Source organism: Croceivirga sp. ABH4_376 (assembly GCF_056160685.1).
This window is the reverse complement of record NZ_JBSWXQ010000002.1, coordinates 470,201-484,993: the sequence shown is the minus strand read 5'-3', so window position 1 is coordinate 484,993 and position 14,793 is coordinate 470,201. Positions and strand designations below refer to the sequence as shown.

10 protein-coding genes and 1 tRNA gene are annotated in these 14,793 nt (G+C 36.1%); 2 read left to right on the top strand and 9 right to left on the bottom strand.

Annotated features, from left to right (window positions below; all coding sequences use genetic code 11):
* Window positions 1-225: 225 nt before the first annotated feature.
* Entirely contained in the window at window positions 226-2,145 is a 1,920-nt protein-coding gene (gene dnaK / locus ACXAGS_RS06410) for a molecular chaperone DnaK (protein WP_474905546.1), read from the top strand.
* Between the two features lie 74 nt (window positions 2,146-2,219).
* Here dnaK and ACXAGS_RS06405 read toward each other — a convergent pair whose 3' ends face one another.
* The 5 genes from ACXAGS_RS06405 to ACXAGS_RS06385 all read right to left on the bottom strand — a co-directional run bounded on the left by ACXAGS_RS06405 (window position 2,220) and on the right by ACXAGS_RS06385 (window position 7,695).
* A complete protein-coding gene (locus ACXAGS_RS06405) occupies window positions 2,220-2,927 on the bottom strand; it encodes a Bax inhibitor-1/YccA family protein (protein ID WP_474905545.1) in 708 nt (235 codons plus the stop codon).
* A 121-nt stretch (window positions 2,928-3,048) separates the two neighbouring features.
* Window positions 3,049-3,693, bottom strand: a complete 645-nt coding sequence (locus tag ACXAGS_RS06400; protein WP_010516553.1) for a response regulator transcription factor — start codon at window positions 3,691-3,693, stop codon at window positions 3,049-3,051.
* A gap of 465 nt (window positions 3,694-4,158) precedes the next feature.
* Window positions 4,159-5,826 (bottom strand): PorP/SprF family type IX secretion system membrane protein, encoded by a 1,668-nt coding sequence (locus tag ACXAGS_RS06395; protein ID WP_474905543.1) that lies wholly within the window; start codon window positions 5,824-5,826, stop codon window positions 4,159-4,161.
* Window positions 5,827-5,882: 56 nt separating this feature from the next.
* Window positions 5,883-7,013: a TolB family protein gene (locus ACXAGS_RS06390; RefSeq protein WP_474905541.1), complete on the bottom strand. Its 1,131-nt coding sequence runs from the start codon at window positions 7,011-7,013 to the stop codon at window positions 5,883-5,885.
* Window positions 7,014-7,610: 597 nt separating this feature from the next.
* Window positions 7,611-7,695 (bottom strand) — tRNA-Ser (locus ACXAGS_RS06385).
* 117 nt (window positions 7,696-7,812) lie between these two features.
* Between ACXAGS_RS06385 and ACXAGS_RS06380 the strand changes: the two genes are divergently transcribed.
* Window positions 7,813-9,003 (top strand): DegT/DnrJ/EryC1/StrS family aminotransferase, encoded by a 1,191-nt coding sequence (locus tag ACXAGS_RS06380; RefSeq protein WP_474905539.1) that lies wholly within the window; start codon window positions 7,813-7,815, stop codon window positions 9,001-9,003.
* Window positions 9,004-9,010: 7 nt separating this feature from the next.
* Here ACXAGS_RS06380 and ribB read toward each other — a convergent pair whose 3' ends face one another.
* The 4 genes from ribB to ACXAGS_RS06360 form a co-directional block, all read right to left on the bottom strand.
* Window positions 9,011-10,138, bottom strand: coding sequence for a 3,4-dihydroxy-2-butanone-4-phosphate synthase (gene ribB / locus ACXAGS_RS06375; protein ID WP_474905537.1), 1,128 nt, complete (start codon window positions 10,136-10,138; stop codon window positions 9,011-9,013).
* Window position 10,139: 1 nt separating this feature from the next.
* Window positions 10,140-11,603, bottom strand: coding sequence for an LptF/LptG family permease (locus ACXAGS_RS06370; RefSeq protein ID WP_474906123.1), 1,464 nt, complete (start codon window positions 11,601-11,603; stop codon window positions 10,140-10,142).
* Between the two features lie 106 nt (window positions 11,604-11,709).
* Complete coding sequence (lolA1, locus tag ACXAGS_RS06365) at window positions 11,710-12,354, bottom strand: outer membrane lipoprotein periplasmic chaperone LolA1 (protein WP_474905535.1); 645 nt, start codon at window positions 12,352-12,354, stop codon at window positions 11,710-11,712.
* Between the two features lie 20 nt (window positions 12,355-12,374).
* A complete protein-coding gene (locus ACXAGS_RS06360) occupies window positions 12,375-14,765 on the bottom strand; it encodes an FtsK/SpoIIIE family DNA translocase (protein WP_474905533.1) in 2,391 nt (796 codons plus the stop codon).
* Between the last annotated feature and the right edge of the window lie 28 nt (window positions 14,766-14,793).

The following is a 14,793-nucleotide window of genomic DNA, read 5'->3' as shown; positions in this document are numbered from 1 at the left end:
TTATTGATTAATCAAATATAAAGCAAATAGATCCTTGTGTATTATGGAATATATTTAAAATAGCAATGAAATTTTAGAATATGGCAAATTTGGTTTTTGGATGAAGTAGGGTCAAACTATCAGGTATATAAAGAAAACTGACAGCTTGTCATAGTAAAGTTCCGTGGCACGAACATTGACATAGTTGGGGTGTAAAATGAATAGTAAAAAACTTAAATATTTAGCATGAGTAAAATAATCGGTATTGATTTGGGTACTACCAACTCTTGTGTATCTGTAATGGAAGGTAACGAGCCTGTTGTAATACCCAATGCAGAAGGTAAAAGAACTACCCCTTCCGTAATTGCATTTGTGGATGGTGGTGAGATAAAGGTAGGAGACCCTGCAAAAAGGCAAGCGGTAACCAACCCAAATAAAACAATCTATTCCATAAAGCGTTTTATGGGGAACAAATTTTCTGAGAGTCAAAAAGAGGCCAACAGAGTTCCTTATAACGTAGTAAAAGGAGATAATGATACGCCACGTGTAGATATAGATGGGCGTTTATATACACCACAAGAATTGTCTGCAATGATTCTTCAAAAGATGAAGAAAACGGCAGAGGATTATTTGGGTCAAGACGTTACTAGGGCGGTAATTACGGTACCGGCTTACTTTAACGATTCTCAAAGACAAGCTACAAAAGAAGCAGGTGAGATTGCGGGTCTTAAGGTAGAGCGTATTATTAATGAGCCAACCGCAGCTTCTTTAGCTTATGGTTTGGACAAGAAAGATTCTGACCAAAAAATTGTTGTTTTTGACTTTGGTGGTGGTACGCATGATGTTTCTATCCTAGAATTAGGAGATGGCGTTTTTGAAGTATTGGCAACAGATGGTGATACACACTTAGGTGGTGATGATGTTGACCAGAAAATAATTGACTGGTTGGCAGAAGAGTTTAAGGCCGACGAAAGCATGGATTTGCGCGAAGATGCCATGGCATTGCAAAGACTACGTGAAGCTGCTGAAAAAGCAAAGATTGAGTTGTCTTCTTCTGCACAGACAGAAATTAACTTACCTTATGTAACAGCAACAGCTTCTGGACCTAAACACTTGGTGAGAACATTGAGTCGCGCTAAGTTTGAACAATTAATAGACGACTTAGTAAAGAGAACTATAGCACCATGTGAGTCTGCATTGAAATCTGCAGGCTTATCTAAGAGTGATATAGATGAAATTATTTTAGTTGGTGGTTCTACAAGAATCCCTGCGGTACAAGAGGCTGTAGAGAAATTTTTTGGTAAAAAACCAAGTAAAGGGGTTAACCCAGATGAGGTTGTAGCTGTAGGTGCTGCAATTCAAGGTGGTGTATTAACAGGAGATGTTAAGGATGTATTGTTGTTAGATGTAACACCACTTTCTTTAGGTATTGAAACCATGGGCGGTGTTGCTACTAAATTAATAGAAGCAAATACAACCATCCCAACAAAGAAGTCACAAGTATTCTCTACGGCAGCTGATAACCAGCCTTCTGTAGAAATACATGTACTACAGGGAGAAAGACCAATGGCAGCAGATAACAAAACTATTGGTAGGTTCCACCTAGACGGAATACCACCTGCGCCAAGAGGTACACCTCAAATTGAAGTAACTTTTGATATTGATGCCAACGGTATTATTAAAGTATCTGCAACGGATAAGGCAACAGGTAAGTCTCAAGACATTAGAATTGAAGCGTCTTCTGGATTAACAGAAGAAGAAATTCAAAAAATGAAAGCAGAAGCAGAAGCTAATGCAGAGGCAGATAAGAAAGCCAAAGAAACAGCAGATAAGTTAAATGAAGCTGATGGTATGATTTTCCAAACTGAAAAGCAATTGAGCGAGTTTGGAGATAAACTTTCTGATGATAAGAAAAAACCGATTGAGGAAGCTTTGGAGGAGTTAAAGAAAGCTTATGAAACCAAAGACCTTGCGGTGATTTCTCCAGCATTAGAGAAAATTAACGAAGCTTGGAAGGTAGCATCTGAAGAGATGTACAAAGCACAAGCAGAGGCTGCACAAGCTGGTGGTGACCCAACTGCGAACGCTGGGGGAGCTGCAGGAGCAAACGATGGAGCATCTGAAGGCGATAATGTTGAAGATGTAGATTTTGAAGAAGTAAAATAAACCACTAGCGTTTATAATACTAAAAACCCTGATGATTATTCATCAGGGTTTTTTTATTTATGACAATATTTATTTTAGTCTCTAGATAGAATACTTAGTATATACCAGAATAGCAACATTAAAGAAGCAAATAGACCTAATGAAGCTGCAACGTATTGCTCTTCATTATATTTATGTATCATATTAGAAGTTTGGTACAGAATTGAACCAGAAGCCAACACTACCATTCCTACACTAAACCAAAGACCTAGATTAAAACCGAATAACGCTCCTGCTATTATTAGACCCAAAGCAATAAAAAATCCAATTGTTAGTATAGAACGTAGAAAGGAAAAGTCTTTCTTAGTTATAAAAACTACCGCGGTTAATCCAGAAAATAAAGCTAAAGTTAGAATAGCCGCTTGGTTCAAAATTTCAAAACCGCCATCTTGGGCCATATACATAGCCATGAAAATTAAGGGTATAAAAATAAAGGCTTCTGCAACTACGTAAAGAACCAATCCTGCATAATGCATTTTCTTATCGTTACTACGTAATGCTAGTTTCTCTGCATAATTGGTTACCAACATAAAACCACCTAATAGCAGTAACCAACTTATACCTCCAGTTAAGGACAAAGCTAAATTTAATATACCATCTAGTTGAAAAAATAAGGTCTCTACTAGAATAAAAAGTAATACGGCACCCGCTAAATGTGCGTAGGTTTTTTTGTAAAAGGCAACTCTTGCTTGGTCTTCTAATTGTCCAACAAAGGGCTGAACAGGGTTGGTTTGGTTTTCCATTTTAAATATTTAAGGTTATACTGTTACAACTACCGAATAACGGTTTTTAGTATAACAATATAACCTTAAATCTGGTATTTTGTATAGAAAATAGACGAAATACCCTTTTGTAATCAATTCCTTAAGCGGACTTGAGTTCTGCCATTTCCATTTCTCTCAACTTTTCTAATGCTTCCCATTTAGAATTTACATTTAGCTTTAAATAAATGTTTTGAATGTGGAAGTTTACTGTACTTGGCGTTACAAATAATTGCTGCGCTATGGTCTTATAGGTATGGCCTTGCATTAATAAATCTGCAATTTGGTTCTCTCTTTTGGATAAAAACTCAAATTGTTTTTTCTGAAAAACCGTTACTACCTTTTTGGCTACATCATAACTAAGAGCGGTACCTTCTTGTTTAACAGATTCCAGGGCATTTAATAATCGGTCTAATGTTAAGGGTTTAGTTAAAAATCCGTTAACACCAGCTTTAAACGCTTTCTTTATCAAATCTAGCTCATTAACCTCACTAATCATAATACATTTAGGAGTATATTTTTTATGTCTTAACATAGTAATACCTTCTAAACCGTTGATTCCTTTAAGGTTAACTTCTGAAATAATGATATCTGGATTAAGTTTTTTATACTGGTCCAAGACCTCGTTAAAAGAGTCGAATACACCTATTAGGTCATAATTACCTAAATGTGAAAAGTAAGTTTCAAACTTGTTTTTTGAAATGGGGTCATTGTCTATGACAATAACTCTTGAAGTGTTAGCGTTCATAAATAAAAGATTTGGGGTTGTAAAAAGCAATCTTAGCTTCTAAAATTCAATTAGGTTAGAATTTCAGAATAAAATTTCTGTAGGCCACCAGTGGTTTGATGCCTAAAGCACAGTAATAGGTAATCTCTTTGATGAAAATCAAACTTGTGACATCCGATTTAAAAAAGGAGACTTAGCTATTTAATAAAAGTATTACTGCCAGAATTTTTGGTAAGTGTAAAAGTAGGTAATCATAGACTCGGGGATTTAAATTATTATGCTGCAATTTATAATTTTTTTTAAAACCTAATAATTTTGTGTAGGAATTTTCGACAAAACACACAAAAATTATTTGTATTGGGTTTTAACTAGTTGATTTTCATAGGCAAAAAAAAGTGGCCTTAAGCACGCTAACCTGCTTAAGACCACAAAAAACTTCCCCAAGTCTTTATTTTCAATATTGTTTTGCTAACCTAATTTCATCTTTTATTCCGTAAAGGTTACTTCTGCTGTTGCCACAGGATTGTTATAAACTTCCATTACCCATTTGTCTTCTGAATAAGAACCGTCAAGGTTGCTTGTCATTGCCAAAGAAGCATCTTCTTTACTGTTAAAATCTGCTAGATATACATAGTATAATCCGTTTTCTTTATTGTAAAACTTCTTGGCGTCTAAACCTTGTTCTTTAAGGTTACTCATAAAATTATTTAAGTAAGTTTTGTTCTTAAAAACATTTGCTATAACATAGTAACCTGATTTAACACCAACGTTGTCTGCATTTTTATGTTGACGAATAAATGAATCGTCATAATCTCTTTTAAACGGCTTTTTAGTTACCTTCTCTACGGCTTTCTTAGTATTGTTTTCTGCCAATCTAGAGCCATAGTATTGTTTCTTTTCTTTTCTAACTGGTTCTGGTCTGTCTAATATTTGCTTTACCTCATGTCTTATAAGACGTACCATGGTTTCAAATCTTTTTTCGAACATACGGTCCCTGGCTTTTTCTATAGAGTCTTGTCTTAAGATTAACTGGTCTAGTACCAATCTGTTTTCATAAGCAAGGCCATCTGTGTCTTCTAAAACCGCTTCTTCTCTCATCTGTTCTTTCAAAGAGTGCAATTGCTCTTCGTAGTTTCTAACTATTTCATCTACACGTGCATCTTCAGAAGAACCACTTTCTGCAATGTTTACATTAATACCTGTTCCTCTTAAATCATCTTTAAAGCTGTAGGCTAAAGATAATTCATGGTTCCACCCTAAATTTTCACCAGTATTGCTAAAGTTTTTACCCATTACATACCCTAAGGATAGTTTTTTGTTTAGATTAAAACCTATACCAGAACTAAATCCATATTTTTTGTCATAGGTACCTTGTAACCATCCAAATTTTGGTAAATCCAATAAAAGTGATCCAGTATACGTCATTTCACCTTCTGTAGTTTTACCTACTTGTACTAAAGGCATTACCCTTCCTTCTTCTAAAATTCCCCTGTTATTTTCAAATTTGTGAGTGTACTGTACCGTACTCCTCATACCCTCTAGTCCTAAGTTGGTAACAATCTCATCACTTGTCTGGTTGTAAGAGACCATATCTATCATATGCAATCCAAAATCGAACCCACCAATAGAAAGGTTAATACCTGGTTCTATTGCAATTTTGTTTTGTTTTGTAGCTTCAAGAATCAAAGGATCGTTTTCATTGGCAACTGCTCTATTTTTATCTAAACCAATGCTCATATATTTAATATTTGCCCCAAAGGTTAAAGCACTTTTTTCACCTAAAGCTACACCTGTAGCATAATTTGCATTAAAACCAAATTCCTGTATAACCCCAGACCATTGTCCGTACATACCCAAGCCAAGTGCCGTGTTTTTGTCCAGTTTATTGCTGAAACCTAAGTAATAGTTCTGATTGTTATCTTGATATCCGGCATACTGATTTCTTAATAGGACGTTTAAATAAGTTTTGTTTTCTCTAACCAAAGAGTACGTAGGGTTAATCATAAACCTATTAAAGAACAGTTGATTGTGGAAAGGGCTAACTACGTTGTAGTTGTTTGTTGTTTCCTGAGCCTTTACCGTGTTTGGGGCAAAAGCCAACCATATTAAGGCTACTAAAACTAATCTAGATACGGGGTTAATACTTGTTTTCATGATACTTGGGGATTTAGGGGTGAAATTTTTCAGGGGAGCTTTATAGCTATTGGCTATTATTCATCGTCAAAAGTTGTTGTTGATAAATCTTTTGTAGTGTCGTGATTTAACGCTCTCATTAAGGCGTCTTCGTCTTTTTGTATACTAATGCTGCTGTTACTTTTTGGAAAAGCCACTGCAACTTGACTAATGGTATTTGATTTTATTCTATTTGTGGTTACCTGTGCTAAACCATCTTGCCCGTTAAATTGTATGGCAAAGTCATCTTTAGAACTGTTGATGCTGTTACCAAGGTTTTTAGTGTTTCCCAATTTAGCACCATTTACGGTTACCGCGTATAAATCCAATCCACCGAAACCTTTTCTACCGTTAGAGGCAAAATATAAGGTATTGTCCGTTCCAAAGCTTGGATTAATATCGTCTTTCTTGGTATTTACCTTTGGACCTAAGTTTAACGGCTTACCAACTGATCCGTTGGCAAAAACATTGGCAACATAGATGTCATACTTACCATAAGTACCAGGCATATTAGAAGCAAAGAACAATTGCTTGCCATCTGCAGAGATAGTTGGGTGTTTAGCAGAAAAATGCTTTGGACATACTTTTAACTTAGTAATGTTGGTATACTTATCACCATTTAACTCAACTCGGTATAGTTCATGTACTTCTTCTTTTTTAGAAAATGCACCATATTCTGGTTTTATAAAAGAAGCCATTGTAAAAAAGGCATACTTACCATTAGGAGAAACAACAACCTCGCTGCTTAGTTTTAAGTTTTCTTTTAAAGCAGCAACACCGTGTTGTACGTTACTCGCGTTAGATTGGTAATCTTTTTCTATTTGTGCCAACCAATCTTCTGCAGAGGTTAATGTAGTATTACCGTTCTGCATTTTTTCTTGTGCAAAAGCCAATCTTTCTTCATATTTAGATTGGTCTGCACCAAGAGCGTTTGTCGCCATCAATTTTTCATACCAAAAAGCAGCAACATCATATTTTTCAAGAATAAAATTTACATTTCCTAAATCTTGGAAGATTTCAACTTCAGAATATCCCAAAGCTAAAAGCTCTAGATAATCATCAATGTTTTTGTTCGTTTCGTTTTTTTCTATGCCTTGCGCATTTAAAGAAGCGCTACTGGCAAGAACTGCAAAGAAAGCCGTTAAGCAAAGTTTTAAAGTAGGTTTCATAACAAATTGGGTTTTTGAACTATTTACATTACAAATGTCCGTAAAGAATGAAGTGAAGTACTTATGAAAAATTCATAGGTTTTGCATTTTAACCGATAAAAATGAGCATTTCGTCGATAATTAAGTGAAATGATATGTAGATGAGCGGTAAAAAAGTGTCGTTTAACGTGTTTTTTAATTATTTACTGAGTTCAAAACCCAGTTCTAATAAATAACCAAAATTGTTTTTTAGTAGAAGTAATTTCTGGTTTTGGGATTTTGTATGAATATATTGCTTAATACGAGTAAGATTTTAAAGCGTGGTAGCGGTTCACTATCAAGAAAGCTTCTACGGAGCAGTAATTAGTATCTATTTAAATATGTAAAACGGTAATAATACCTATTTAATAGTTTATGGTACTATTATTGTCTATATCTAATCAGTTATACTACAATTGTTTTAAAAATAGGATAAGGCAAAATAGTTCTATTATATAAACTGACTATCTCAAAAAGAGTAGGTCAGTGTTTCATAATTAAAGAAGCCAATTTAGGAATAATAAAAAAACCGCTAGAGCTAACTCTGCGGTTTTTCTTATTGGGCTTAGCACCCATTTGCGGAGAAAGAGGGATTCGAACCCCCGGAGGTGTGACCCTCAACAGTTTTCAAGACTGCCGCATTCGACCACTCTGCCATTTCTCCTAAGCGGGTGCAAATATAAGAACCTTTTTTAATTTCTAGAAAACAATTTCAAGTAAATTTTACAAATGGTTATTCCTTTTCTAATTCCTACTTTTGTTTTACTATTAAAAATAAGCTATGCCAGGTTTTGAAATTTTTTCGGATGAAGAAAAAAAAGAAGTAAATGATGTATTAAATTCTACTGTTTTAATGCGCTATGGTTTTGATGGTATGCGTAATGGGCACTGGAAAACTAAAGAACTTGAAAATGCGTTGGCAAAACGTATGCAAACTAGCTATGCGCATGCTGTAAGTAGTGGTACCGCTGCTTTAACCGTAGCTTTGGCTAGTGCCGGTGTTGGTGCCGGTGATGAAGTTATAATGCCTACATTTACTTTTGTGGCAAGTTTTGAATCTATTCTAGCCATTGGGGCTGTTCCAATTCTAGTAGATGTAGACGACACCCTTACCATAGATCCTGTTGCGGTAGAAAAAGCCATAACGCCAAAGACAAAGGTGGTAATGCCTGTGCATATGTGTGGTTCAATGGCCGATTTGGATAAGTTAAAGGCAATCTGTGCCAAACATAATTTATTGCTTTTAGAAGATGCCTGCCAAGCTATTGGAGGCACTTATAAAGGAGAGCCCTTAGGAAGCATTGGTGATTTGGGTTGTTTTTCTTTTGATTATGTAAAGACGATTACCTGCGGAGAAGGTGGTGCGGTAATTACCAATAATAAGACGTATTATGAGAATGCTCATATGTATGCAGACCATGGTCATGACCATATAGGTAAGGATAGGGGGGCAGAAGCACATCCATTCTTGGGTTATAATTTTAGAATTTCTGAATTGAACGCGGCGGTAGGCTGTGCCCAACTTAAGAAGTTAGACGGCATTTTGGCCTTGCAAAAACGTAACTATACCATTCTAAAAAATACATTGGGCCAATTAGATAAAGTCAATTTTAGACGAGTTCCAGAAGGAGGAGTTGAAAATTATTCATTTTTAAATTTTTACTTGCCCACTCATCAACTGGCTAAAAAAGCGTATAAGTTGTTTGGTGAAAATGGGGTAGATGCTTGTTTTTATTGGTTTGATAACAATTGGCATTATTATCGTAAATGGGAACATTTAATACACAAGACCGCGCTTGGAAAATTACCGCAAGAGGTACTTTATCAATTACCAGATTATAACAAGACAGATTTTTCTAGTTCTGACCAATGGGTATCTAGAAACATATCTTGTTTAATAAAACTAGGTTGGTCCGCAACCGAAATGCAAGAAAGGGCAAACAAAATGTTAGCGGTTATTTCATCGCTATAATTACTTGCTAGTAACCTACATAATCTACTATTTCTAGACCGTAACCAACAATACCAACTCGTTTGCTTTGTTCAGAATTGGTAAGCAACCGTATTTTGGTAAGGTTTAAATCATGTAAGATTTGTGCGCCTACACCAAAATCTTTGTTGTCCATTTCTATTTTAGGTGCTTTATATACACCGTTGATCTGTAGCTCTTTTACTTGAGCTAGCCTAGAAAGTAGGTTCATGCTTTTAGGTTCCTGGTTCACGAACACAAAAGCTCCTTTTTCTTCTTTGTCAATAGCTTTGAACATATCCGAAAGTTTATCGTCCGGATTATTGGTTAAAGTTCCTAAAATATCGTTGTTAACTAAGGTACTGTTAATACGGGTTAGTACAGATTCGCCTTTTTTCCAACTTCCTTTGGTTAGGGCAATATGTACTTGGTCATTGGTAGTTTGTTTATAGGCACGTAAGCGAAATGCACCAAAACGGGTTTTAATGGTAAAATCTTCTTTCTTTTCTATAAGACTATCGTGTTCCATACGGTAAGCCACCAAATCTTCTATAGAAACAATTTTTAAATCGAACTTTTTGGCAACTTTCATTAATTGTGGTAAGCGAGCCATAGAACCATCTTCGTTCATGATTTCTACAATAACCCCTGCAGGTTTTAAACCGGCCAATCTGGCAAAATCTATAGCGGCTTCTGTATGCCCTGTTCTTCTAAGAACGCCACCTTCTTTAGCAATTAATGGAAAAATATGACCAGGTCTCCCTAATTCATGTGCTTTGGTGTTATTGTCTACAAGAGACAATACGGTTTTTGCACGGTCACTAGCAGAAATTCCAGTGGTAACCCCATTTCCTCTTAAATCAACAGAAACGGTAAAAGCAGTCTCTAAAGGGTCTGTATTGTGTGTAACCATTCTATGCAATCCTAGCTGATGACACCGGCCTTCGGTTAACGGAGCACATATTAACCCCTTACCATGAGTAGCCATGAAATTTATGGTTTCTGGGGTAATCAATTCTGCAGCAGCTAAAAAGTCCCCCTCATTTTCCCTATTTTCATCATCAACTACAATAATTACCTTACCTGCCCTAATGTCGGCAATTGCTTCTTCTATTGTGTTTAATTGTATTTCTTGCATCTTAGTTAGCAGCTTGTTTCTTTTTCTTCTTTTTGAACAATTTAGATAATTGTTGGATCCAGTTGCCATCTCCCATTAAGCCTCTATCTTCGGTAGCTCTTTTGGTTAGATAAACCCCTAGCGGAAGCATAATGATGGTAGACAACCAAGCACCTAAAATAGGGTTGATACCGCCTTTTTTTGCAGAATTTTCTGCAAATACCCCAATAAAATAATAGGCCAAAAACAACACTATGGCTATTACCATAGGCAAGCCTAAACCTCCTTTTCTTATAATGGCCCCAAGTGGTGCGCCAACAAAAAAGAGAATTATACAGGATAGTGCCAAGGCAAATTTCTTGTGAAGTGATAAAATATGCCGGTTATAAATCTCGTAACGTTTGTTCAATTCATCTTTTTTGGAATTTACCGTATTCATTATATTTTTTACGGAATTCTTCGCATTATTATAAATTTGGGTCTGTTGCCATTCTTTATATAAATCGGGTATAGAAGCTATGGCAATGGTGGAATCTAGTTTGGTACTATCTAGTGCTTTTTCTTTAATGAACGTTTTGCTTACCGAATCTTTCTTTGTTGCCGGAAACGCCCCCATTCTGGAATAAATATTCTTAGAAAAGGCAGCAACTTGTTTTTGGTTGCTCTCTTTTAAGGAGTCAATATCTTTATTAAGACGAACAACATTTTTCATCTTATCCGTCATAATATCAGACTCTGCTTCAATATCTTGTTCGTTTAAAGACGAAACATCAATATTTTTAGTGTACACATCAAAATAAGAACGGGTATACGGATGCTTACGTTTCTTTTCGGCAGATTTGGCATTCATATCTTCGTAATAATGCCCATCTTTAAGCACTAACGATATGATATCAGAACCTTCACTACTAATTAGTTCACCTTGTTTAGCTTTAATGACCGTAGTGTTTACGTTATTTTTAGATTTTTGGTGAATTATAACGTCTTCTAAAAATTGGTCGTTATCCCCAGTTTTTTTGGCCACTTTCATATTCATGTCAGTACCTTCAATATCACTAAAAACGCCTTCTACTATAACAGCTGCTGGTTTTACTTTAGCAATATTTCTTCTCATGTTAAAAATCTTCTGTTCAGAAGCTGGTATAATATTGTTTGCTAAGAAAAAGGCCCCAACACCTAACACCATTACAAAAACAATAATGCTTCGCATGGCTTTTTGTAAGGATACGCCAGAAGCCTTCATAGCCGCAAACTCATAATTTTCTGCAAAGGTTCCAAATGTTAAAATAGACGCCAAAAGTACCGTTAGTGGTAATACTTTGTCTATAAGAGTGGGCATGTAATACAGCAAGAACTTGCCAATTATGGCCAAATCCAAGTCTTTACCCGCCAAATCGTCTATGAATAACCAAACAGTTTGAAAGATAAAGATGACCATTAATATGGCGAACGAACTAAAAAAGTTGTAGAGGAATCGCGATAATATATACCGGTCAATTATGGGTAACACGGGCTTGCTTTCTTGCGTTTTTTAAAAATAAAAGAGGGCCTAAGCCAAGGTCCTCTTTAACTTGTTTTATCTAAACTGGATATTAGTTTTTAATAATGTAATATCCTTCGTCTTCATACTTGGCTTGGTCAAAGGTAAACAAGCTTTTTGATAAAGGCTGATTCGTTTTAAAAGAATTAACTGTGATTGTAGTTTTGGTACTGTTTTTTCCAGTTTCTATCAACTTATAAATATGCTTGGTTTCGGCATCTATGCCCAACAAAATAGACTTAATTTCAGAATTACTATCTATGGGCGTAAGCTTTACGTATTGTATTTTTCTGCCATTTACATTTTGTAGAATATCCCACGCATAGTTATGCCCTTCTCTATAAAAAGTAAGCATTTTAGAAGGGGTAACCGTGTTTTCTTCCTCGGATTTATCGTCTATGGTTACCTCTTCATTATCTGGTACAATAGTATACACCTTATTACCATCATAAATTTGCGTTGCCCCAAATAAGTTTACACGGTATTTTTCTCCCGCAAGGCTTGCATTACCTTTGGTTTCGCTCTTGGTGTTAGCTTCAGTATTTTCTAGGGCATATTTAAAGGCTACTTCAATATTGTCATAAGATTTTACTTTGTTGTATACATCATCCAACAAAGCTTTTGCCTTTTGCGAATTTTGGGCAAATGCTGCAGTAGTTAAACCTAATACTAAAATTAAGGATAGTACTTTTTTCATGTTCTTCTATTCGTTTTAAATTACGATTCGTTTTCTAATAATTGGTCTAAAGCTACCATGTCCGGTACTAGTACCTGTCTAGCTTTACTACCTTCAAAAGGGCCAACAATTCCCGCTGCTTCTAGTTGGTCTATGATTCTACCAGCTCGGTTATAGCCTAACTTCAATTTACGTTGAATTAAAGAGGCCGAACCTTGTTGAGCAATAACGATAACTTCTGCCGCTTCTCTAAACTTACTGTCCCTGTCGCTCACATCAATATCAATTCCCGTGCCAGAGTCCTCACCTACATATTCTGGCAGTAAATGCGCGTCTGGGAAAGCCCGTTGAGAACCAATAAATTCGGTTATTTTACTAACTTCTGGCGTATCTACAAAGGCACATTGTATACGGGTAACATCATTACCCTGAGTGTAAAGCATATCTCCACGACCAATTAATTGGTCTGCACCTTGCGCGTCTAAAATAGTTCTAGAATCAATTTTAGAGGTTACCCTAAACGCAATACGTGCAGGGAAGTTCGCTTTAATAATACCGGTTATTACGTTTACCGAAGGTCTTTGCGTAGCAATTATTAGGTGTATCCCAATAGCTCTTGCCAACTGCGCCAAACGGGCAATAGGTGTTTCTACCTCTTTGCCTGCTGTCATGATTAAATCTGCAAACTCATCTATAACCAATATAATGTACGGGAGGTATTTGTGCCCTTCGTTCGGGTTTAATTTACGAGCTTTAAACTTGGTATTGTATTCTTTAATGTTTCTAACCATGGCCGTTTTTAACAGCTCATAGCGGTTATCCATCTCTATACAAAGGGAATTTAGCGTACTAATGACTTTGCTATTGTCCGTTATGATAGCCTCTTCAGAATCTGGCAATTTTGCTAAGAAATGGCGTTCAATCTTATTATATAGTGTTAATTCTACCTTTTTAGGGTCTACCAGTACAAATTTTATCTCTGCCGGATGTTTTTTGTAGAGTAGGGAGGTAATTACCGCATTTAACCCTACCGATTTACCTTGCCCGGTGGCACCTGCCATAAGCATGTGTGGCATTTTTGCTAGGTCTACCACAAAGGTTTCGTTGCTAATGGTTTTACCAAAAGCAATTGGCAATTGCATTTCTGCTTTTTGAAATTTAGACGATGCAATTACCGAGCGCATACTAACAATAGATGCATTTTTGTTAGGAACTTCTATACCAATAGTACCCTTTCCCGGTATAGGTGCGATAATACGAATGCCTAATGCGGCAAGGGATAGCGCAATATCATCTTCTAGGTTTTTAATTTTAGAGATACGTACACCAGCTTCTGGAACAATTTCGTACAAAGTAACGGTAGGTCCAATTGTTGCTTTAATTTGGGCGATACCAATTTTATAATTTTTTAATGTAGAAACAATTTTGTTCTTGTTTTCTTCTAATTCTTCTTGATTTATGGTAATGCTTGTATTGGTGCCATGCTGCTCTAACAAATCCAAGGGTGGAAATTTGTAATTACCTAGTTCTAAAGTAGGGTCAAACTCGCCAAAATCTTTTACCAATTGCTCTGCGGTACTACTACTTTCTTCTTTTTCTTCTTTGGTTGTTTCTACTTGTAGGCTTACATCTTCTTCCTCTTCTTCAGGCTGGGCAATGGTGATGTCCATATCCGATGTATTTGCTACAGCCGTGTCAGGCACTTCAGGTTCTAAAGGAGGGATGTCTTCTTTGTGGGTGTAGGTGTCAAGATTAATATCCGTATCCTCTTCAGAAATGGGTAGAGTAGTATCATCTACGTTTGAAGCAACCGTATTTTTTGCTGGTTTTGGTTTGCGTTTGGGCAAATCCATCGCCTTAAAATAATTGCCAATAGCTTCTGGTGAAAAATTGAATAGTTGAACTAAGATTACGACCAAAGTGAACAGTAACAACAGAAATATTCCAATTTTACCCACATAATCTTGGAGAAAATCGTTCATTTCATACCCTATCAACCCACCCAAAAGCGGTTGTTCAAATGCAAAGAAACCCAAAGCTATTGAGGTCCAAATCATGCCAATAAGGCCCCAAATCCATTTGCCAATTAAGTTTTTGTATTGCAATCCTAAAAAGAAATACAACCCGCTAATAGCCATGAGTACAGGCAATACAAAAGATGCTAAGCCAAAGCCTTTATACATAAAAAAGTGGCTTACCGCTGCTCCAAATTTATTGAGCAAATTTTTGGCCTCTGCATTGCGGTCTCTAAATTCTGTTAATAAGCTTTGGTCTGCTTGCCACGTAAAATAAAAAGAGATAAACGAGAAGAATAAGGCAATGCTCAACACGATTAAGAAACACCCAAAAATGATTTTATTCTTTTTGGATAATACAAACCGATTTGGTTTAGAAGTTGAGGATGCTTTGGATTTTCTCCGTTTTTTGGCCATAGGTTAGATTAAAGGGCAAATTTACAAA

Coding starts and splice junctions, on each gene's coding strand:
- ACXAGS_RS06405 (WP_474905545.1), bottom strand. CDS start 2,927: ATGGAAAACCAAACCAACCCTGTTCAGCCCTTTGTTGGACAATTAGAA.
- ACXAGS_RS06390 (WP_474905541.1), bottom strand. CDS start 7,013: ATGAAACCTACTTTAAAACTTTGCTTAACGGCTTTCTTTGCAGTTCTT.
- ACXAGS_RS06395 (WP_474905543.1), bottom strand. CDS start 5,826: ATGAAAACAAGTATTAACCCCGTATCTAGATTAGTTTTAGTAGCCTTA.
- ACXAGS_RS06400 (WP_010516553.1), bottom strand. CDS start 3,693: ATGAACGCTAACACTTCAAGAGTTATTGTCATAGACAATGACCCCATT.
- ACXAGS_RS06360 (WP_474905533.1), bottom strand. CDS start 14,765: ATGGCCAAAAAACGGAGAAAATCCAAAGCATCCTCAACTTCTAAACCA.
- dnaK (WP_474905546.1), top strand. CDS start 226: ATGAGTAAAATAATCGGTATTGATTTGGGTACTACCAACTCTTGTGTA.
- ribB (WP_474905537.1), bottom strand. CDS start 10,138: ATGCAAGAAATACAATTAAACACAATAGAAGAAGCAATTGCCGACATT.
- lolA1 (WP_474905535.1), bottom strand. CDS start 12,354: ATGAAAAAAGTACTATCCTTAATTTTAGTATTAGGTTTAACTACTGCA.
- ACXAGS_RS06380 (WP_474905539.1), top strand. CDS start 7,813: ATGCCAGGTTTTGAAATTTTTTCGGATGAAGAAAAAAAAGAAGTAAAT.